20 protein-coding genes are annotated in these 19,245 nt (G+C 64.1%); 5 read left to right on the top strand and 15 right to left on the bottom strand.

The features are described from left to right. The first annotated feature begins 274 nt into the window (after positions 1-274). Entirely contained in the window at positions 275-1,150 is an 876-nt protein-coding gene (locus AC1VNY_RS13915) for an AraC family transcriptional regulator (RefSeq protein WP_482405549.1), read from the top strand. Between the two features lie 184 nt (positions 1,151-1,334). Further along, positions 1,335-1,457, top strand: coding sequence for a hypothetical protein (locus AC1VNY_RS13910; RefSeq protein WP_259244235.1), 123 nt, complete (start codon positions 1,335-1,337; stop codon positions 1,455-1,457). Positions 1,458-1,488: 31 nt separating this feature from the next. On the opposite strand, the gene AC1VNY_RS13905 is transcribed toward AC1VNY_RS13910, so the two are convergent. The 10 genes from AC1VNY_RS13905 to AC1VNY_RS13860 all read right to left on the bottom strand — a co-directional run bounded on the left by AC1VNY_RS13905 (position 1,489) and on the right by AC1VNY_RS13860 (position 10,658). After that, positions 1,489-2,481: a formate dehydrogenase subunit gamma gene (locus AC1VNY_RS13905; RefSeq protein ID WP_482405552.1), complete on the bottom strand. Its 993-nt coding sequence runs from the start codon at positions 2,479-2,481 to the stop codon at positions 1,489-1,491. 41 nt (positions 2,482-2,522) lie between these two features. Then, the gene (gene fdh3B, locus AC1VNY_RS13900; protein ID WP_011088224.1) at positions 2,523-3,119 is read right to left on the bottom strand and encodes a formate dehydrogenase FDH3 subunit beta; all 597 of its coding nucleotides are present in this window, start codon (positions 3,117-3,119) and stop codon (positions 2,523-2,525) included. Between the two features lie 12 nt (positions 3,120-3,131). Continuing rightward, a complete protein-coding gene (locus tag AC1VNY_RS13895; protein ID WP_482405548.1) occupies positions 3,132-6,074 on the bottom strand; it encodes a formate dehydrogenase subunit alpha in 2,943 nt (980 codons plus the stop codon). A 2-nt stretch (positions 6,075-6,076) separates the two neighbouring features. Then, positions 6,077-6,295 carry a twin-arginine translocation signal domain-containing protein gene (locus AC1VNY_RS13890; RefSeq protein WP_482405547.1) on the bottom strand — a complete coding sequence of 73 codons (219 nt, stop codon included), beginning with the start codon at positions 6,293-6,295 and terminating at the stop codon, positions 6,077-6,079. Between the two features lie 29 nt (positions 6,296-6,324). Continuing rightward, positions 6,325-7,116 carry a Cro/CI family transcriptional regulator gene (locus AC1VNY_RS13885; protein ID WP_482405546.1) on the bottom strand — a complete coding sequence of 264 codons (792 nt, stop codon included), beginning with the start codon at positions 7,114-7,116 and terminating at the stop codon, positions 6,325-6,327. Positions 7,117-7,233: 117 nt separating this feature from the next. Continuing rightward, positions 7,234-7,854, bottom strand: a complete 621-nt coding sequence (locus AC1VNY_RS13880) for a DUF3306 domain-containing protein (protein WP_482405545.1) — start codon at positions 7,852-7,854, stop codon at positions 7,234-7,236. Beyond that, positions 7,851-8,366: a DUF3305 domain-containing protein gene (locus AC1VNY_RS13875; RefSeq protein WP_028345030.1), complete on the bottom strand. Its 516-nt coding sequence runs from the start codon at positions 8,364-8,366 to the stop codon at positions 7,851-7,853. The genes AC1VNY_RS13880 and AC1VNY_RS13875 overlap by 4 nt, the downstream gene beginning before the upstream one ends. After that, the gene (locus AC1VNY_RS13870) at positions 8,363-9,370 is read right to left on the bottom strand and encodes a DUF6352 family protein (RefSeq protein WP_482405544.1); all 1,008 of its coding nucleotides are present in this window, start codon (positions 9,368-9,370) and stop codon (positions 8,363-8,365) included. The genes AC1VNY_RS13875 and AC1VNY_RS13870 overlap by 4 nt, the downstream gene beginning before the upstream one ends. Continuing rightward, positions 9,367-9,906 carry a DUF6505 family protein gene (locus AC1VNY_RS13865; protein WP_482405543.1) on the bottom strand — a complete coding sequence of 180 codons (540 nt, stop codon included), beginning with the start codon at positions 9,904-9,906 and terminating at the stop codon, positions 9,367-9,369. Before AC1VNY_RS13865 ends, AC1VNY_RS13870 begins: the two co-directional genes overlap by 4 nt. Beyond that, a complete protein-coding gene (locus AC1VNY_RS13860) occupies positions 9,903-10,658 on the bottom strand; it encodes a biotin/lipoate--protein ligase family protein (RefSeq protein WP_482405542.1) in 756 nt (251 codons plus the stop codon). Before AC1VNY_RS13860 ends, AC1VNY_RS13865 begins: the two co-directional genes overlap by 4 nt. Positions 10,659-10,810: 152 nt before the next feature. Here AC1VNY_RS13860 and AC1VNY_RS13855 point away from each other — a divergent pair, with 152 nt between their 5' ends. Together AC1VNY_RS13855 and AC1VNY_RS13850 are read left to right on the top strand one after the other, a co-directional pair. Further along, the gene (locus AC1VNY_RS13855; RefSeq protein ID WP_482405541.1) at positions 10,811-12,781 is read left to right on the top strand and encodes a 4Fe-4S binding protein; all 1,971 of its coding nucleotides are present in this window, start codon (positions 10,811-10,813) and stop codon (positions 12,779-12,781) included. Positions 12,782-12,785: 4 nt separating this feature from the next. Beyond that, positions 12,786-13,076, top strand: coding sequence for a hypothetical protein (locus AC1VNY_RS13850; protein WP_482405540.1), 291 nt, complete (start codon positions 12,786-12,788; stop codon positions 13,074-13,076). Between the two features lie 65 nt (positions 13,077-13,141). On the opposite strand, the gene AC1VNY_RS13845 is transcribed toward AC1VNY_RS13850, so the two are convergent. Continuing rightward, positions 13,142-14,434 carry a hypothetical protein gene (locus AC1VNY_RS13845; RefSeq protein ID WP_482405539.1) on the bottom strand — a complete coding sequence of 431 codons (1,293 nt, stop codon included), beginning with the start codon at positions 14,432-14,434 and terminating at the stop codon, positions 13,142-13,144. A gap of 208 nt (positions 14,435-14,642) precedes the next feature. On the opposite strand from AC1VNY_RS13845, the gene AC1VNY_RS13840 reads away from it, so the two are divergent. Then, positions 14,643-14,882, top strand: a complete 240-nt coding sequence (locus tag AC1VNY_RS13840) for a hypothetical protein (protein ID WP_028334120.1) — start codon at positions 14,643-14,645, stop codon at positions 14,880-14,882. Positions 14,883-15,008: 126 nt separating this feature from the next. Here AC1VNY_RS13840 and AC1VNY_RS13835 read toward each other — a convergent pair whose 3' ends face one another. The 4 genes from AC1VNY_RS13835 to AC1VNY_RS13820 form a co-directional block, all read right to left on the bottom strand. After that, a complete protein-coding gene (locus tag AC1VNY_RS13835) occupies positions 15,009-15,203 on the bottom strand; it encodes a hypothetical protein (RefSeq protein WP_482405538.1) in 195 nt (64 codons plus the stop codon). Between the two features lie 142 nt (positions 15,204-15,345). Further along, the gene (locus AC1VNY_RS13830) at positions 15,346-16,650 is read right to left on the bottom strand and encodes an acyl-CoA dehydrogenase family protein (protein WP_482405537.1); all 1,305 of its coding nucleotides are present in this window, start codon (positions 16,648-16,650) and stop codon (positions 15,346-15,348) included. Positions 16,651-16,661: 11 nt separating this feature from the next. Beyond that, positions 16,662-18,341, bottom strand: coding sequence for an AMP-binding protein (locus AC1VNY_RS13825; RefSeq protein WP_482405536.1), 1,680 nt, complete (start codon positions 18,339-18,341; stop codon positions 16,662-16,664). Between the two features lie 108 nt (positions 18,342-18,449). Then, positions 18,450-19,205 (bottom strand): GntR family transcriptional regulator, encoded by a 756-nt coding sequence (locus AC1VNY_RS13820; protein ID WP_028345041.1) that lies wholly within the window; start codon positions 19,203-19,205, stop codon positions 18,450-18,452. Positions 19,206-19,245: the final 40 nt, after the last annotated feature.

Here is a 19,245-nt window from a genome sequence, read left to right as displayed (position 1 = left end):
CGGCGCCGGTTGCATAGACGACCGTGGAATTGGCGCCTGCGAGGGCCTGGGCGACGGCAAGCCTTGCGACATTGCTGCGCTCTCGGCGAATAGCGGTCGGCGCCTCATGGCTGGGAACGGAAAAATTGAAATTCACGCTGCGGGTTGCTCCGCCGTTAGATGTGCGTCGACGAGACGTCGTCGATCAGACCGGTGGCGGTCCACCGGGCCGTGGATCACCACGTCGGAGTTAAGGAGAAATCGCTGGACTTTTCCCTCTACAGATTGCCAATTTATGTCGATGAAACGTCACCTTTCGCTAAGGAATGCCGGCTGGAAGACGGTCGATGCCCCGCACGGCCTCGGCTCGCCGAAGCCTTTGATCGTTCGGGTGCAGTCACTTCCCGCGAGGAGCTACTTCGCCGAACACAGTCACAGCTGGAATCAGCTCGTCTACGCGATCTCAGGCGCGCTCACCGTGAACGCGGATGGACGGAGCGTCGTCATTTCTCCGGAACAGGCCGTCTGGCTGCCGGCCGGTACGAAGCATTCGGTCGGCTCCCTGATGGGAGCGGAATTCCGCAGCCTCTGGGTCGCCAATGCTGCCAGCCAAGGTATGACTTCCGGCACGACGGTCATCCATGTGTCCCCGCTCCTGCGGACTCTCATCGTGGAAGCCGCGTCGCTGAAAAGCGAGGATCGTCACTACGCCGCTCGCGTCATCGCACTCATCCTCGATCAGTTGCGGCGGGCGACGCCGATCTCCGCAGCGTTACCTTGGCCCACCCACCCGGGCTTGCTGACACTCTGTGAAACCCTCTACGCCGATCCCGCGAATCCTCGCCACGCCGAGAGATGGGGGCGTGAGATCGGCATGTCGCCGCGAACCTTGACGCGGCACTTCGAGCGCGAAGTCGGCATGAGCCTGCGCGCATGGCGTCAGCGTCTCCGCCTGCTCAAGGCTATCGAATTGTTGGGCAGCGACCTGCCGATCACAGAGATCGCGTTGCGGCTGGGCTACTCATCGGCCTCAGCATTCATATTCATGTTTCGCTCCGAAATGCGCATTAGTCCCCTGCAACATCGGCGCAATCTAGGCCACGCAGCCAGCGGAGGGACTTCATCAAGGCATCGATCCGGACCTCAAGATTCGCCCCACCGAGCGCGCTGACCCTTCAGCCCCAGAGACTCGTTGGAAAACCGTAGTTCAGCGGAAGAAAGCGGAAATGAGCGGCGGAGAGCGACTCGAACCCGACGCTATTTTTTGTCCGCAGTTTGCATACGGACAGCGCTGTTCGCGACGCGCCATCTTGTGTAGACTTTGACGGCATCCCGATCAGTTTGGGAGAACGACAATGAAAGTCTTCTTGCTCGCCTGCGTCGTCGCCATCGTCGTGGCGGCGATCGGGGCGTTGGCGCTAAACCGCGTGCAAGAGCCGGTCGCACAGGCCTTTGCGACGACGGGCGTAAGGCTGTAGCGCGTCCGCGTCGAACGGCCTCGCGCCCCGCCTACTCCGCCGCGGTGACGGAGGGCTGGGGTCGGGCGTCGCGCGCATTCTCCTCCTCAAGCCAGAGGCTGTGGTGCTCCCTGGCCCAATTGACATCGACGGTGCCGCTTCCCATCGCCTCGAACGCGCCTTCCATGCCGATCGTGCCGATATAGATGTGCGCCAGCATCACTGCCGTGAAGAGCACCGCGACGATGGAGTGGACGATCTGCGCGAGCTGCATCCCTTCGATGCCCGACAGGTAGAACGGGAACATCAGCGCATATCCCGTCGCTGCCACCAGACCTCCGCCGATGACCACGATCCAGTAGACCGCCTTCTGGCCGGCGTTGAAACGATAGGCCGGCGGGTGATCGTGCCCGACGATGCCGCCGCCGCGCTTGATCCACTCGACATCCGCCCTGTTCGGGATATTGCCGGCGATCCACATCAGGAAGATCAGCACGACCCCAATGGTGAACGGGAAGCTGAGATAGTTATGAACATACTTTGCCCATTGCGACCATTCGGAAAACGCCTCGTGGCCGATCAGCGGCAGAAGCAATGGACGTCCAAAAGTGACGTTCAATCCCGAGATCGCCAGAATGATGAAGCAAGTCGCCGTCATCCAGTGCACGAAGCGCTCGAACGCACTAAAGCGCACGATGGTCCGGCCCGAACGCCCGCTCTGCAACCGCACCATCCCGCGGCTGAGATAGAAGATGACCAGCGCCGCCAGCATGCCAACAATCGCGATCCCGCCGATCCAGCGCAGCGTCACGTTCCGGAACTCGCGCCATTCACGGCCGGCGGGCTGTTCGAGAACCCCCGAGCGCTGGTCGGGAATGCTGACGCGTCCCTGCACCCGGTTCAGTTCCTGCAGCAGCTGTTGCTCCTTGACCGAACTTGCGGTCGGGTTGACCTGCTGGGCCATGGACGGGGAAGCCGCGAAAACGACCAGCAGGAGTCCGGCCACGCCAATGACGAGCCGAACAAATCGTGCAAAACACGCCATAAGGTCCTCCCGATATCGACGCGACCCGCGCCCGGTCGTCGTCAGGACTCGATCGTCTCGCGATAGGCGGTCTTCCAGCCCCATGCGCCCGAGCCGTAGCCGCGCTTCAGCACGCGCTCTTTATAGATCTGCGCAATGATCTCGCCGTCGCCGGCGAGCAGCGACTTGGTCGAGCACATCTCCGCGCACAGCGGCAGCTTGCCTTCGGCAAGCCGGTTTGCACCGTATTTCTCATATTCTTCCTTGCTGCCATCGGCCTCGGGGCCGCCGGCACAATAGGTGCACTTGTCCATTTTTCCGCGCGAGCCGAAATTGCCGACCTTCGGATATTGCGGCGCGCCAAACGGACAGGCGTAGAAGCAGTAGCCGCAGCCGATGCAGAGATCCTTGGAGTGCAGAACCACGCCGTCGGCGGTGGTATAGAAACAGTTCACCGGGCACACCGCCGCACAGGGCGCGTCCGTGCAGTGCATGCAGGCCATCGAGACCGAGCGTTCGCCCGGCTTGCCGTCGGCGATGGTGACGACCCGGCGGCGGTTGATGCCCCAGGGGACCTCGTGCTCGTTCTTGCAAGCCGTGACGCAGGCGTTGCACTCGATGCAACGGTCGGCGTCGCAGAGAAATTTCATACGTGCCATCGTCGTTGCTCCTTATGCCGCCGCGATCTGGCAGAGTGTGACCTTGGGCTCCTGCATGCCCGTCGCGGGATCGTATCCGTAGGTGGTGATCGTGTTCGCGCTTTCGCCGAGCACGATCGGATCAGTGCCCTTCGGGTAATTGCCGCGAAGATCCTTGCCCGCAAGCCAGCCGCCAAAATGGAAGGGCATCCATGCAACGCCCTTGCCGACCCGCTCGGTGACGAGCGCCTTCATCCTTGCCCTGGAATTGTTCTCGGCGCCGGTGACCCAGACCCAGCCACCGTCCTTGACACCGCGATCGGCGGCATCGGCAGGATTGATCTCGATGAACATGTCCTGCTGCAACTCGGCGAGCCACGGGTTGGTGCGCGTCTCCTCGCCGCCGCCCTCATATTCGACCAGCCGGCCGGACGACAGGATGAGCGGGAACTGCTTTGCAATGCCCTTCTCCACCGCGGCCTTCTGCACGGAGAATCCGATATTGGGCATCCGGAACTGCTTGGCGTCGGGCAGCGTCGGGTATTTGGCGACGAGATCGACGCGTGGCGTATAGATCGGCTCGCGATGAACCGGGATCGGATCCGGCAAGCCGAAGGCATTCATGCGCGCCTTGCCGTTGCCGTAGGGCACGCAGCCATGCGCCAGCGCGACGCGCTGAATGCCGCCCGACAGATCGAGCGACCACGACACCGTGTCCGGATTGGCCGGATTGATCTTGTTGATCACGGCCATTTCCGCTTCGGTGAGCTCGGTGTCCCAGCCGAGCTTCTTCAGGCTCGCCAGCGTGAATTCCGGATAACCATCCTGGATTCCCGACCCCAACGAATACGCGCCGTCCGCGAGCAGGCTCACCTTCCGCGTCGTGCCGTCCGGCAGCTTCTCCTCGCGCTCGAGGCCGAACCGCGGCCGGAACGTGCCGCCGCCGTCCATCACGTGCAGATTGGTGTTGTAGAGCAGCGGCGTGCCGGGGTGCTTGACCTCGGGTGATCCCCAGCACGGCCAAGGCAGGCCGTAATAGTCGCCGCCAACCTCGGGATCGTCCTTCGGCGCCCGCATCGTCAGCATGTCGAACTTCGCCTGGTTCTTCATGTGCGCCTTGAGGCGCTCGGGCGATTGTCCGCAATAGCCGGTCGACCAGCTGCCGCGGTTCATCTCGCGCAGCACGTCCTCGGCCTCGGGCAGATTGTTCTCGACCTTGATCTTCTTGAACATCTGATCTGCGAAGCCGAGCTTCTTTGCCATCAGATAGATGATTTCGAGATCGTCCTTCGACTCGAAGATCGGCTTCACGATCTGCTCGCCCCATTGCAGCGAGCGATTGGAAGCGACGCGCGACCCCTTGCACTCGAACTGCGTGGCGACCGGGAGAATGTAGACGCCATCCGCGCGCCCCGCCTCGACCGCGAGCGAGGCCCAGGTCGTCGGATGCGGATCGGCGATGACGAGCATCTCGAGCGCCTTCAGGCCGTTGAGGGATTCAGGGATACGGGTGATGCTGTTGGAGGCGTGTCCCTGTACGAACACCGCCTTCACGTTGTCCTTCTGGGCAACCTGCTCCTTCGGCAACGTCACCGCTTCGAACCAGCGGGTCAACGGAATGCCGGGGGTTTCCATGATCTGCTTGGAATCGAACCGCGACTTCAGGAAGTCATAGTCGACCTCCCAGACCCGCGACCAGTGCTTCCAGGCGCCTTCGGCGAGGCCGTAGTAGAACGGCAGCGTGACGATATCGAGCCCGACATCGGTCGCGCCCTGCACGTTGTCGTGGCCTCGGAAGATGTTGGCGCCGGCGCCGGCCTTGCCGACATTGCCGGTCATCAGCAGCGCGATGCAGCTCGCCCGCACATTGGCGGTGCCGACGGTCTTCTGCGTCTGGCCCATGGCCCAGATCAGCGTTGCCGGCTTCTCGGTGGCGAACATCTTGGCGACGCGCTTGAGCTGCTCGCCGGGAATCCCGGTGACGCGCTCGACTTCGTCAGGAGGCCATTTCTCAACCTCCTTCTTGAGGTCGTCGAAACCGTAGACGCGCTGCCGGATGAAATCCTTGTCCTCCCAGCCGTTCTGGAGGATGTGCCACATCATGCCGTAGAGCACCGGGATGTCGGTACCCGGCCGCATCCGCACATATTCGGTCGCGTGTGCGGCGGTGCGCGTCAGGCGCGGGTCGATGACGATGAAGTTGGCCTTTTGCAGCTCCTTGCCCTCGAGCAGATGCTGCAGCGAGACGGGATGCGCCTCGGCCGGATTGCCGCCCAGAATGACCTGCGTCTTCGCATTGCGGATGTCATTGTAGCTGTTGGTCATCGCGCCGTAGCCCCAGGTGTTGGCGACGCCGGTGACGGTGGTTGAATGGCAGATGCGGGCCTGGTGATCGGTATTGTTGGTGCCCCAGAACGCACCGAGCTTGCGGAACAGGTAGGCGCCTTCGTTGGTCATCTTGGCCGAGCCGAGCCAATAGACGGAATCGGGACCCGACTTCTCACGTACAGCCTGGAACTTGTCGCCGATCTCGTTGATCGCGGTGTCCCAGGAGACGCGGGTCCACTGCCCGCCCACCAGCTTCATCGGATAGCGCAGCCGCCGCTCGCTGTGCACGAGCTCACGCACGGAAGCGCCCTTGGCGCAATGCGAGCCGCGATTGATCGGCGAATCCCAGCTCGGCTCCTGGCCGATCCATACCCCGTTCAGGACCTCGGCCGTCACCGTGCACCCAACCGAACAATGCGTGCAGATACTCTTGCGGACGGTCGCGCCCGCCGTGAGCGGACCGGCCACCGCGGCTTCCGCCTTGCGCACGCTGCCGAGCGGCAAGGTGCCGAACGCGGCGAGCGTGCCGCCGGCAAGACCGGATTTGCGCAGGAAGCTGCGGCGGTCGAGGCCACCTGCCTGATCTGCGGGGAAGCTGGCGGCGGAGCCTTGGCGCAGGGAACGCTGGTTTGTTCGCTTGATCAGCACGGTCAACCTCCCTTGGCCGGATAACGATTGACGCGGTAGAAGGCTTTGACGTGATCGGTTTCCTTGTAGCGCGCCTTGCGCATCTCATCGTTGGTTTCGCTGTCGGCTTGCGCAGCCCCGACCAGCGGCGTTGCGAGTGTCGCGCCGGCGCCCACCGTGCCGACGCCGACCTTGCGCAGGAAATCGCGGCGCCCGACTGTGGTAGTCCTGTCTTCACTCATCGCATCTCTCCTGGACCTGCGGATGCAGGTCAGTTCGCGAACGTGAATGCTTCTGTCTCAATCTCGATATAGGCGCGACCAAGCGCACCGACCGCACGATAGAAGACGGCGCTCTCCGCGCGCTCGATGTCGGCGAACAGCCGCCCCATCCAGGACGCGACGTGTTTGCCGAAGAAGGCGCGCTGCGTGTCGAAGGGCGCAGGGAAACGCCCTCCCGCGAAGCCTGCCATGATCTCGCACAGGATAGCCGCGTGATCTTCCGGCTCGGAATTATTCGCGATGCGCTCGATCCCGGACGCAGCGAGATCGGCACGCAGACGCGACAGCGGCCGCTCGTTGAGAAAGCCGGTCAGATAGTAGGAGGCGTAGGGCAAGAGCTCGCCGCGGCCAAGACCAGTGAACAGATCGAAATATTCGCGTTCGACCTTGGCCGCGACTGCATTGGCGGCGGATTCAGCCAGCGCGGCATGCGCGCGCCCGAGCGGGGTCGCATCGACGGTCAATGCAGCCAGTTGATCGAGCAGTTTCTTCGATGGTGCGGCGGACAACAGCGCCGCGAGCAGCAGATACTCCTGCGCACGTGCGGCGTCGACAGAATCGATCGGCTGTTCGGAGGGGAGCGGCTCGCTGTACAGATCAGGTCGCAAATTACCGCGCGATATGCCGGTGGCGGCTTCGACAGCGATCACCCGTTGCGCGGGCACCTTGCTCCAGTTCGAAACAGAGGGCTGGCTGATGCCGATTTTGCGCGCAAGCTCCGCAACGCCGCCAGCGGCGTCAATGGCTCGCTCAAGGCCAGCATCACGCACGTGGACCTCCATCCAAGTCCCGTCTGCTGATTTTGCTTTTGTTACAAAGCGCTAACGAAGCCTAGTCCCCGTCCAACGGGGGGTCAATCGGACGCCATAGTCCAAGGCTATGGCCTTTCGTCGCGGTCCCTAGCGGGGTAGCGCACTGCCGTGCGTGCGGCGCTCAACCGACGGCCGTTCGCTCTCGGTGCTGTCGGCGACCGTTCGTTGCGTTGCAACAGGATCAGGTGCGGATCCCGTGGCCGCGGCTTCTTCGGCCGCGATGCCCGGCAACTCGACCTCGCACAATTCCTGCGAAGAATCCGCGACTTCAACCGAACACTCAGGCAGCGCCTCGGCCGGCTTGCTGAGGCCGCCGACGATCCTGTCGATGAGCGCGGCGAGCTCTGGCTCGGAGCAATCCAGCGGGCCAAAGCCCGGCATCGCGGTCGGGTCGTTGAAGTCCCACGCATTCTCGGCAAGCCCGACAAAATCGCGGATGACAGGATCGGCGCTCCAGGCGCGACGAAGCGCCGCACGCGTCAGCTCCTGCGGAATTCCCTTGCGCAGGAATGCCGTGATGTCGGTCGCCGACGTGATCGAGTCGATCGAAGGCAGGCTCGAAAGGTCGAATTCCGTGTCGTCGTCGTTCACGACAGGCGGCGGCATCGACTGCATGTCGTCGCGCATGGCCGGGTCCGGTTGCGTGGCGTTCGCCTTTGCCTCCTGCTTGCGACGGGACCAGCGCGCCAGGAACTTATCCTCACTCATTCGTGTCCGCCTTCATGCTGCCGGCGCGCGAGCGCCTCCGGATCGGCCTGCCGTCGCTTGCGCTTGAAGAACTCACGTTCGACGTGGTGCTCGGCAATGAAGCTTTCAATCTGCTCACGCAGCATCTCCGGCATGGGGACGGCCTCGACCAGATTCGCACCGGCCTCCGTGAACGCCTCGCCTTCCGAAGGATCCGCGGTCGCGGCAGCCACCGAATAGGGCCAGGCGCCTTCCGCCGGCGACAATACGGTCCAGATGCCCGGACTGCCCGAGGCGAGATTGTCGCGGTAGCGCGCCGTCTCGGAACCATAGAGATCGACCGTGGCGCTGCCGGCATAAAACAGCGTCGTCCCGTTCTCTTCGCGAAGCACTGTCCAGGGTTTGGTATCCGGCTCGTCGGGCAGGACGGCAACCGCACGCCAGACAAAGTCGGTCCACGGCGAATCCGCTTGGTGCCGCTCCACCACGACACCGACGGGAACGCGCACAAGCGGCAGCGCAGCTGGGCTCATGTCGCCATCTCCAGATGCTTGACCGGCAGCCCCGTCAGCAAATTCTGCGGCTTCATCCGGAGCTTCTGATCGGCGTTCATCGACAGAATGAGATAAACCGGCTGGCCCCGCATCTCGTCTGCGGCCGCGTTCGTGTCCGCAAACGTCAGACGGAACAATGAGAGCACGCGTCCGGCGCTGCGCTCGTCGAGCTGCTCGCCATGCCAGAGACGGTCGCCGAGCCTGGTCGCGTCGGCGTCGAGCCCGACATACCAGGTGAGACGTGCATCACGCAGCTCGCGCAGCGGCTCAATGCTGACGTCGATCCCGAGCAGATGGGAGATCCAGCGCACCATCGCCTGCGCCAGCGCTGCCGGCCCGCGGCCGCCTGCGGTGAGGTCGAATGCCATGTCGAAATGGTCGCTCCGGCGCCAGTAATCGCCGGCATTGTCCTCGCGCAAGACATCGAGCTCGGTATCGGTCACCGCCCCCAGCATCGACATCAGCGAGAGCACCGGGGTCGGATTTGGTCCACCGACGACCTCTTCATCGCCGAGCAGCAGGGCCTGCTCCTGCGGCAGGATGCGCTGCGGGCGGAAGAACAGCTCGGCTGCGCGCAGCACGAACGGATCGTCGCAGCCATCGAGCGCATTGCGCAGGATCACGTGGATGAGCTGATTGACGAACAGCGGCGGCAGATCGTTCGTCCCGGACCGGACGGTTGCAAGATAGGCCTGCTCCAACGTCGGATGCCGCACAAGGAGATCGCGGAAGGCAAGCACGAGCCGCCAGTTCTCCCGGGCATCCGCATCGACAATCGCTTCAATCTCTTCCGCGCCGACCGGCCTGCGGGGAGAAGCGAGCAGCGCGCGGTGCAGCCGGCGCTCGACCGGGCATGCTTCATCCGGCGGAATCAGCTCCGGACGAACAAAATAGGCCTTCAGGAACTCGTCGGTGACGCAAAGCCCGCCGTTCTCGTCGCGATCGAGCAGATGGTGGCCGCACGCGATCCAGAAATCATTCATCGGTGCTGCGACTCCCCGCGCATATCGGCAAGCTTGAGATCAGCGTCGGGCTCGACATCGTCCTCGACTTCCATGAACGAGAACGCCTTGCTGTGTCCCTGACCCTGGCGCAGTTGCAGCCTGCGGAACGATTCCCGAACCCCGTCATCACTCACCGAACGGTGAACGGCGATGAGCGAGCTGACCGGATGGTTGCAGAGCGACCGCGCGAAGGCGACTTCCTCTTCCGCGGCCGTCCGCGCGGTCGCCAGATCCGGCGCACCGAAACGATCGATCAGTTGCCTCGCGAGGCGGTCGATCAGCGCGCTGCAATCGTTCTCGGTCGCAGGCACAATCTGTACCAGCGTCGACCAGCCCCAGGATTGCACCCCGAGGAAGCCACTGCGGAACGCGACGCGCGCCTTGCCGGTCAGCTTCGTCGGATCCTGATCGCAGAAGCGGAAGGCACCGGAGACGGCCCATTCGCCCGGCTCGGCCGCCACATCGAATACGAAGGTGTCGGAGGGATCGAGCGCGATGCTGCGGAGCAGTTTCACAGTCGCGGCCCTCCGAGCTTCGGATCGAACCAGGACGGCGTTCCGAGCGCCTTGACGAGTACGCTGCGTTCAATCCCGTCGGCACCGACGCGGCGCGTGAGGAGATCGCCGCCGTCATCGATCCGCAGCACGGTTCGCCGCTCGCGGGGAACCCGGCTGAGATAATCGCGCGCGAGGCTGCCAAAGCCATCCGTCTGCCAGCTATCGATCGCCCGCATCAGGTGCCGCGCAAAGCTCTCGGTCACCTGCACGGCTCCCGCTTCGCCAAACCCCTCCTCATCCAGCGCGGAGGCGAGCGGATGGATGCCCGGTCCCTGATCGGCCATTGCGACCGTCCGGATCATGGCACCGAATACCAGCCAGGCAGGCGGCTCGTCCTCGCGCGCCGATCTCGGCCATCCCATCCGTCCGCCGCCGACCAGCCCACCGTCGATCGCGACGGCGTCGGGCCAGCCGATCGCGACCGTCTTGTGCGGCGGCGCATAGGCGCGCAGAGCGTCGGTGAGCGCGACCATGCCTGCATAGAAGACGCGCCGCGCGGTGCCCAAAGGCTCGCCCGGCTCGAGCACCACGGCGAATTCGGCAAGATCGAACCGCCCGACGCACACCAGCGTGCCGGCACCGCTTTTAGGTGCAATGCGGCAAGCGTGAGCAAAGGCATCTCCGCTCTCACGCAACCGGACGAGCGTGAATGGCGGCGGCAGATGGATCGCTTCCGCCACGGAGACGCGGCTGGTCGGGGTCGACCGCAAGGGCCGTCCTCCACTTTCCTTTTCCTTCCGATAGTGAATATCTATACGAGGTGAAGGAATGGCGCGAGTCCGCAAGACGGCGCCGCACCCGCGGAGGGATCGACCTGGAGCAGCCAGCGAAGACCGTCCTGATCTGCTCGTGTGAAGACACGATGCGCCTTGACGTGGCCGCGATCCAGCGGGGCTGCCCCAACTGCGAGATCAGGAGCCATCGTCATCTCTGCGGCGCGGAGCTCGAAGATTTCCGCGCCGCCGCAAAAGTCGACGGCCCGCTGACCGTCGCCTGCACGCAGCAGGCCGGCCAGTTCGCCAATGAGATGGGCGAACGCCCTGGCCCGATCAGCTTCGTCAACATCCGCGAGACGGCAGGCTGGTCGCGCGACGGCGCGAATGCGGGCCCGAAGATGGCGGCGCTGCTTGCGGCGGCGGCGATTCCCGCGCCCGACTATCCGCTGGTCACATTGTCGAGCGACGGCATCATCCTGATCTATGGGCGCGACGAGACCGCGATCGAGGCCGGCCGGCTGCTGGCGGACCATCTCGACGTCACGGTCATGCTCAGGAAGCCGGCAGACGTCGTGCCGCCTGCCGCGGCGGTGTTCCCGATCGTGAAGGGCACGATCCGCATCGCGCGCGGGCATTTTGGCGGCTTCGAGCTCACGATCGACGACTACGCGCAGCCACGCCCGTCCTCGCGCGCCCGCTTCGAGTTCGAAGCCCCGCGCAACGGCGCGATCTCGCGCTGTGACCTCGTGCTCGACCTCTCCGGCGAGCCGCCTCTGTTCCCGGCACACGATCTGCGGGACGGCTATCTCCGTGCGGATCCGAGGGATCCCGCGGCCATGCTGCGAGCGGTGCTTGCGGCCCGCGATCTCGTCGGAAGCTTCGACAAGCCGAGATATGTCGACTTCACACCCAGCCTCTGCGCGCATTCGCGCTCGAAGCTGACCGGATGCCATCGCTGCCTCGATTTGTGCCCGACCGGCGCGATCACGCCGGACGGCGACCATGTCGCAGTCAATGCGGAGGTGTGCGCGGGTTGTGGGCAATGCGCGGCCGCCTGCCCCACGGGAGCGGCATCCTACGCGCTGCCACCCGCCGATACCCAGTTGCAGATCCTCCGCGCCATGTTGCGCGCCTATCGCGAGGCCGGCGGAACGCATCCGGTCCTGCTGCTGCACGACAGCCAGCACGGCACGCCGCTGATCGATGCGCTCGCCCGCCATGGCGACGGATTGCCGGCCAATGTGCTCCCCCTCGCCGTCAACGAGCTGACGCAGATCGGCCTGGAAGCCATCATCGGCGCCTTCGCCTATGGCGCGGCTGCCGTGCGGCTCCTACTGCGCGCCAAGCCACGACACGACGTGACCGGATCCTTGCAGACGATCCGGATGGCCGAGACCATTCTTTCCGGACTCGGATTTGACGGCCGCCGCGTGAGCACGATCGAAACCGACGATCCCGACACCCTGGCCGAGCAACTGACGGGGATTGGTCCCCTCGCCGGCCTCGACAATCCCGCGACTTTCCTGACGGTCGGCAAGCGCGGCGATCTGCTTCGCTTCGGCTTGAGCGAGCTGCATCGCCTCGCGCCCAAGCCGGTTGACGTGATCGCCTTGCCCGAGGGTGCACCTATCGGTGCGATCACCGTCGATGTCGGCGGTTGCACGCTGTGCCTGTCCTGTGTTTCGGCCTGCCCAACCGGCGCGCTCCGCGCCGATCCGGACCGCCCCGTCCTCAAATTCGTGGAAGACGCCTGCGTGCAGTGCGGTTTGTGTCAGAGCACCTGTCCTGAAAAAGTCATCAAGCTCACCCCGCAGATCGACTTCCGGGCGAGACGCGCGCCGGCGCGGGTGATCAAGGAAGAAGAACCGGCCCTGTGCGTTCGCTGTGGCACGCCCTTCGGCGTCAAGAGCACGATCGATCGGATCGCGACCAAACTCGAGGGACGGCACTGGATGTACCCTGCCGGGGACCGCCGGACCGAGACCTTGCGGATGTGCGCCGATTGCCGGGTCATTGTCATGAGCGAACAACAGTTCGATCCGATCCAGGACGTGCCGGAACGCGCGCCACCACGGACGACGGATGACTATCTGCGTCAACGCGAGAACAAGGACTAGCCGCATGCCTCGATCCATGATGGTTCTGTCGACGTGCCTTGTCACCACGGTCCTTGGCGGCACAGCCGCCGAGGCCGCCCTTACCAGAGCGGAAAAGGTGGCACTCAAGCAGGCGGTCGTCGCCTGCAAGGCCGAGGCGAAGGGCAAGAAGATCAAGTGGCTGTCACGCCGCAAATACGTCAACCAGTGCGTCGTGGCGGCGCTCAAGGAACATCCCAGCATTAATATCGCCCACATGCTCAAGGAGAACCCGGAGCTGACGAAGATCCCGGTGGAGCAATGGCCGGGGTATTAGAGCCTCATATCGCGGCTTGACGCCTTCGCTTGAGGACGCCGCAAGGCGGCTGCCGCCAAATCGAGCTATTTCGACGTCGCGCGCGCCAGGAAGTCCGTGAGCGCGCGGCGATCCTCGGCCGAGCCGATGTGCTGCTCCGGCATCTTCGTGCCGGGCGTATAGGCGTTCGGCCCGATCTCGAACAGTTTTGAGACGGTCTCCGGCGTCCAGACGATGTCCATCGTCTTGAGTGCGTCGGAGAAGCGATAGCCAGGCAGCGAGGCGATCTTTCGACCGAACAGTCCGGCAAGCGTCGGACCGGCACGCTGCAGCTCCGTCTCCGACAATGTGTGGCAGGCAACGCAGGCCCTGAAGATTTCGGCGCCGTGATCGCCGGCATAAGCGGCGAGCGGATCCGCCGGCGTGCCCATCAGGTTCGATCCGATCGCCACGCCGGTCAGTGCATTCCAGCGCCTGATCTTGCCGTCGGCGCCGCCGGTCAGGAGCGTCACGTCATCGGGCAGGAATGCGACCGACCAAACCGGCCCGCCCAGCCCGGCAAGCGTGCGCAGCACGCTGCGCGCCTTGCGGTCGACGATCGCCACGGTGCCGTCAATTGCCGCCGCGGCGATCAAGGCGCCGTCATGCGAGACCGCCAAGGCGACGATCGGCGTGGCACCGGCCATGACCTCGCCGCTTGCCTTGCCATCGGCAGACATCATGCGCAGCTTGCCGTCCGCTGCGCCGGTGACGATTTCGCCATCAGGCGAGATCGCCACGGCATTCAGGGGCGACGGCACCGTGACGATCTCGGCGCTGCCGTCCGGCAGGCGCCAGATCCGCACCGTCAGATCGTAGCCCACGCTCACCAGCGATTGTCCGTCGGCGGCAAAGGCCACGCCATTCACGCTTTGCGAGTGGCCTTGCAGCACCCGCGTGCCCCCGTCGGACAACGACGAGATCCGCACGGTCTGGTCCCAGGAGGCCGATGCGAGCCTCGATGCATCGGGCGAAACGGCGAGCCCGACGATGGGTCCCGTATGGTCCGCAAAAACCCGGTCCGGCTGAGGCCGGCCCGACGTCCAGATAGCAATCTGACCGTCCGCGCCAGCCGTTACCATCCTTCCATCGCCGAGGAAGGCAACTGCGTTCACCGCACCCGAATGGAAGCGAAGGACCTGCTCCGCAGACTCGGTTGCCAGCGACCATCGGATCGCCGCGGTGTCGAAGCTGCCCGACAGAACCGTCTTGCCATCGCCTGAGACGGCGATCGCGCGGACGGGTCCGCCGTGTCCGGCCAATTGCGCCTGCGCGGGTTGCAGCGCAAGAAGCAACGATGCCGTCACAAGGAACGTGGCGAGACGCAAAATCAAATCCATGGCCGTCGGCGACACTCGCAGCGAAGCCCCCGGGCCATTCTGCCCGTTTTTGCTGCCCGGCCAAAGTGCTCCCTTGGCGTCCATCGGGCCCGGCCGGCGATCAACGAGGGAAGCTCATACTTCAGTTCCGGGTGCGACAAGCGGCGCCTTGAAAGACGGTCCACGCGGTCGCAGTCTTGGCAAAGGCGCCTCACAATCGAGGTCGAACATGCAAATTCATCCGAAAGCATATCTGCAGTTCATCTCGCGCTTTTGGCACTTTCGCGTATTGCCGCCGCGGGATCGTAATCCCGCCACCCGGGACGCGTCGCCACTGCTGATCTACATCGTCGCTGTGTTAGCGCTACTCCTGGCGATCCTGATCGTCGATCGCCACCGTGCGCCGTTTCAATTCCCGGGACATGTCGGCGATCCCGCCGGGATCAACCCGATCTTCATGAGCTTTTGAGACACAGCCCGCGAGGGGACGGTTGTGCACGCGGACAAACCATCCGACGCGTCGAACTGTTCGACGCGGGACGAATTTCCCGACCTGTTGATCTGGACTCGTTCAGATGCGGCGGCACTCGTCTCTCTACTGCTGTGCTCCCCTCGGAAACACCAGCGATCGATCTTCGAAATCTTCGACCGGCAGTTTGTCTTGTTCTTGCACAGTGGGCATCCCCGCCACCGGCGTGCGGCTCACGGACGATGGATGCGATCTCGGGACATTCGTCGCGGCCACAACAAGCGCGAGGGCGGTCAGGCCGGCGATCATCAGGAGCTTCATGCGAACCTCCGTTGGTTCTAAGCGAGTCCGATCCCTGACTAGTGCAGAACTCGCAGTCCTCCTGTGAGACCGCTCACATCTCTCCTTTTGTTGATCATCGCCGGAGCCGATGCCCTCCGGCTCCAGCCCCTTCCCAACGCGCCTATGGCAGATCTTTCGGGCGCGGCCACAAGCCGCATTCGGACCAGGATTCAGATTCATCTGGCGACAACGGATCCGCGCCACCGCCGGTTCGTGCGGGATCGACATTGAGCCATCGGCGCAATTCGAGCTTGCCGATCTGGTTGCGATGAACTTCGTCGGGGCCGTCGGCCAGTCGCAACAAGCGAGTCGTCGCGAGTGCTGCCGAAAGGAAATGGTCGTTGTTGGTGCCGCCTCCCCCGAACGCCTGTATCGCCCAGTCGACGATGGTCTGCGCCATGTTCGGCGCGACGACCTTGATCATCGCGATTTCCTGCCGCGCCGCCTTGTTGCCGACCGTGTCCATCATGTAGGCAGCTCTGAGCGTCAGCAGCCGCGCCTGATCAATCTTCATGCGCGCTTCGGCCACGCGCTCGAGCGTCACGGTTTGCTCGGCAAGAGGCTTGCCGAAGGCGACACGTTTCAGCGCGCGCCGGCACATGCGCTCGAGCACGCGCTCGGAGAGGCCGATCAGCCGCATGCAGTGATGAATGCGTCCGGGTCCGAGCCGCCCCTGCGCGATCTCGAATCCACGCCCCTCGCCGAGCAGCATGTTGGCGGCCGGCACGCGCACATCGGTGAATATCACCTCGGATGCACGATCCGGTACGCCGTAGAAGCCGAGCACGGGCAGCGAACGGACGACATGCACGCCGGACGTCTCCTTGGGCACGAGGATCATCGACTGACGCTTGTGACGATCCGGATTCTGCGGATCGGTCTGTCCCATGAAGATGATGATCTTGCATCGCGGATCGGTGGCGCCGGTGGTGTACCATTTGCGACCATTGATCACGTAGTCGTCGCCATCACGGACGATCAAGCTGGCCACATTGGTCGCATCGGACGAGGCAACGTCGGGCTCCGTCATCGCAAAGGAAGAACGGATCTCGCCGGCCAGCAAGGGCTTCAGCCAGCGTTCCTTCTGCGCCTCCGTACCGTAGCGCAGGATGGTCTCCATGTTGCCCGTGTCAGGGGCACTGCAATTGAAGACCTCGGGAGCAAGATGCGAACGTCCCATGATCTCGCATAGCGGGGCATATTCGAGATTGGTCAGCCCGTCCTCGTGAGCGGGCAGAAACAGGTTCCACAGGCCGGCCTGTTGTGCGAGCGGCTTCAGTTCCTCGACAACCGGGTGCACAGCCCAGGGCCCGAGCCGCTCGGCCTCCTGATAGTAACGGCGCTCATTCGGGTAGATGTGCTCCATCATGAAGCGCTGGAGACGCGCGGCCAGTTGCTGGCTGCGGTCGCTTTGGGTGATATCCACGTAAATTCTCCTTACCGGCCGCGCAGGCCGTCCCTGAGCGTGTTTCGGGTGATTTTTCCGGATTCCGTCTTCGGCAGATCGTCCAGCACGCGAATGTCGACCGGGCACTTGTAGGCCGCCAGTCGCTCGCGGCAAAAGCGCGAGAGCGCGGCGACGTCGATCACGGTGCCGGGCTGAGCGGAAACGAAGGCGACCACCGTCTCGCCGCGATAGGGATCGGCGGCTCCGACGACGGCAGCTTCGCGCACGCCCGGAAAGCCATAGATCACGTCTTCGACTTCGCGCGGCCAGACCTTGAAGCCGGAGGCGGAGATCATGTCCTTCTTGCGATCGACGAGGTAGAACCAGCCGCTCTCGTCGAAGAAGCCGACGTCGCCGCTATGCAGCCAGCCGTTGGTCAGCACCTCATCGGTTTCCGTCGGCTTCCTCCAGTAGCCGGCCATCACGCCTGAGCCACGCACGACCACCTCGCCATGCGCGCCGGGTCCGAGCGGGCGGCGCTGGTCGTCGACGACGATTGCATCGACGCCCGAGGTCGGCCTGCCGATCGACAGCGCGCCAGAGTCAGGATCGACCGGAATCCGACCTTCGTTGGGCGCAAGATGGCTTGCAGAGGTCAGTTCGGTCATTCCATAGGAACTGCGGATCGCCCGTCCGAACCGTCTCGCAAAGGCATCGATGACCGAGGGCGCGATCGGCGCGCCGCCGGAATAGATATGTACGAAGCTTTCGAAATGCCGGCTCGTCGCGTCAGCCTGGTTCATCAGCGCAATGTACGCGGTGATGGCACCGACGATGAATGTCGGCCGCCATTCAAGGAAGGCATCGAGCGCGACCTGGGGCTGGAAGCGATAGGTCAGCACCATCGCCGCACGCGCGGCAAACGCCGCGACCATCTGGATTTCAAAGCCGGTGATGTGGAACAGCGGCGCGACGCCGAAGATGCGCGACATGCTGTTCAATTCGAAATGATCGCAACAGATCAACGCGGTCGCCACCAGATTGCGATGCGTGAGCATGGCGCCCTTTGGAACGCCCGTGGTTCCGGAGGTATACAAGAGAAGGGCGATGTCGTCGGACGTCAGAACCGGTGCCGGTGGAGCGGCTGCGTTCTCGGCGAAAACCGTCGCAAGCGCATGGTCCTGCGGCGCTGCGCCCGGCTCCGGCAGCACCCGGACATCGTTACGCATCTGGAATTCGCCCGCGCCGGTCCAGAACACCAGCTCGGAATCGACCGAACCGGCGGCCGGGAAAACGTTCTCCCATTGGTCGTCATGGCAGATCACCGCCCTCGGTTCGCAATCCCCGAACAGCTTGCGAAGCTCCGGCGTGCGGTACATCGGGTTGAGGCTGACGACGATGGCCCCGACCTTCCAGGCCGCCACGCTGACGATGACGAACTGCGGCACATTCTGAAGAATGACGGCGACCCGATCGCCGCGCCCGACTCCTTTCTGCGCGAAGCGGGCAGCGAGCCGGTCGCTGAGCCGATCGACATCGGCATAGGTCTGCGTCGCATCGAAATAGAACACGGCCGGCGCCTCGCGCGGCGCGGCTCGAAACAGATCGAGCGCCGTCCGCCTTCCGGGATCGGGCGGAGCGACCGACGATTCCCCGAGCCGCGCGCGCAGCCGGCCCGCGGCTTCCTCGTAAGCGCGCGCACGCGACACCGAATCCAGGCCGACCGTCATCGCCGCTTGCCACCACTGTCGCAACGGCTCCGTCCGGCCCGGCGGCCGCTATAGCCCGCCGCCGCCAACTGGCGCAGCAGGAACCGTGGCAAAAGACGTTTGCCGCCACTACTCATTGGCACTTTTTCCTCGATAGACCGAGCCGAGACGCGCATGCGGTAGCGCGGCACGGCTTGCAAGGGGCGGTTGGGCCGCCCCACTCTCTTTTGCTTGAATGACAACGCGCGTGCGCCGGATGTGGAGGCGCACCAGCACCTGCGCAGCCTCGACATCGCGCGCCCGGATCGCGTCCATGATCAGGACATGCTGGGGATCGGAGAACGGAAACCCGTCCTTGGCGTAGGTCTCGCTCACAAATTGCCGCCGGAAATGCTGCGTGCTGTTCCAGAAGCGTTCGACCATCGCGAGCAGTTGCGGCATCCGCGCCCGCGAATAGGTGCGTAGATGAAACTCCCGATCAAGCTGGATGTATTCCTCGAGCGTGGTGACCTGCTCAAGTTCGCGCACAATGCGGTCAAGCGTCTCGATGTCTTCGTCGGTGAGGTTTGGTACGCTTTCGCCGATGGCGAGCGGCTCGACCGCTTCACGGATCTTGTAGATCTCGATCGATTCTTCCGAATTGACGTCCGCAATCCAGGCGCCACGGTTCGGCGCCATCACGACGAGCCCCTCGTTCTCGAGCTGCTTCAGCGCCTCGCGCACGGGAATACGGCTGGCTCCGAAATGGGCCGCAAGGAGCTCCTGCCGAATCCGCGTGCCTGGCCGCATCTCGCCGCTCAGCACCGCGCTGCGAATCTCGCTTGCGATCCTCTCGCTCATCAGGCGACGGGACTCCGGATCGTCCTCATTGCCGTCCCGCGTCATGTCCTTCCAATGGGGAGGCCGCTGATAAGGACTCATGAAA

The sequence above is a fragment of the Bradyrhizobium ferriligni genome, assembly GCF_056837965.1.
This window is presented reverse-complemented; position numbering and strand designations above follow the sequence as displayed.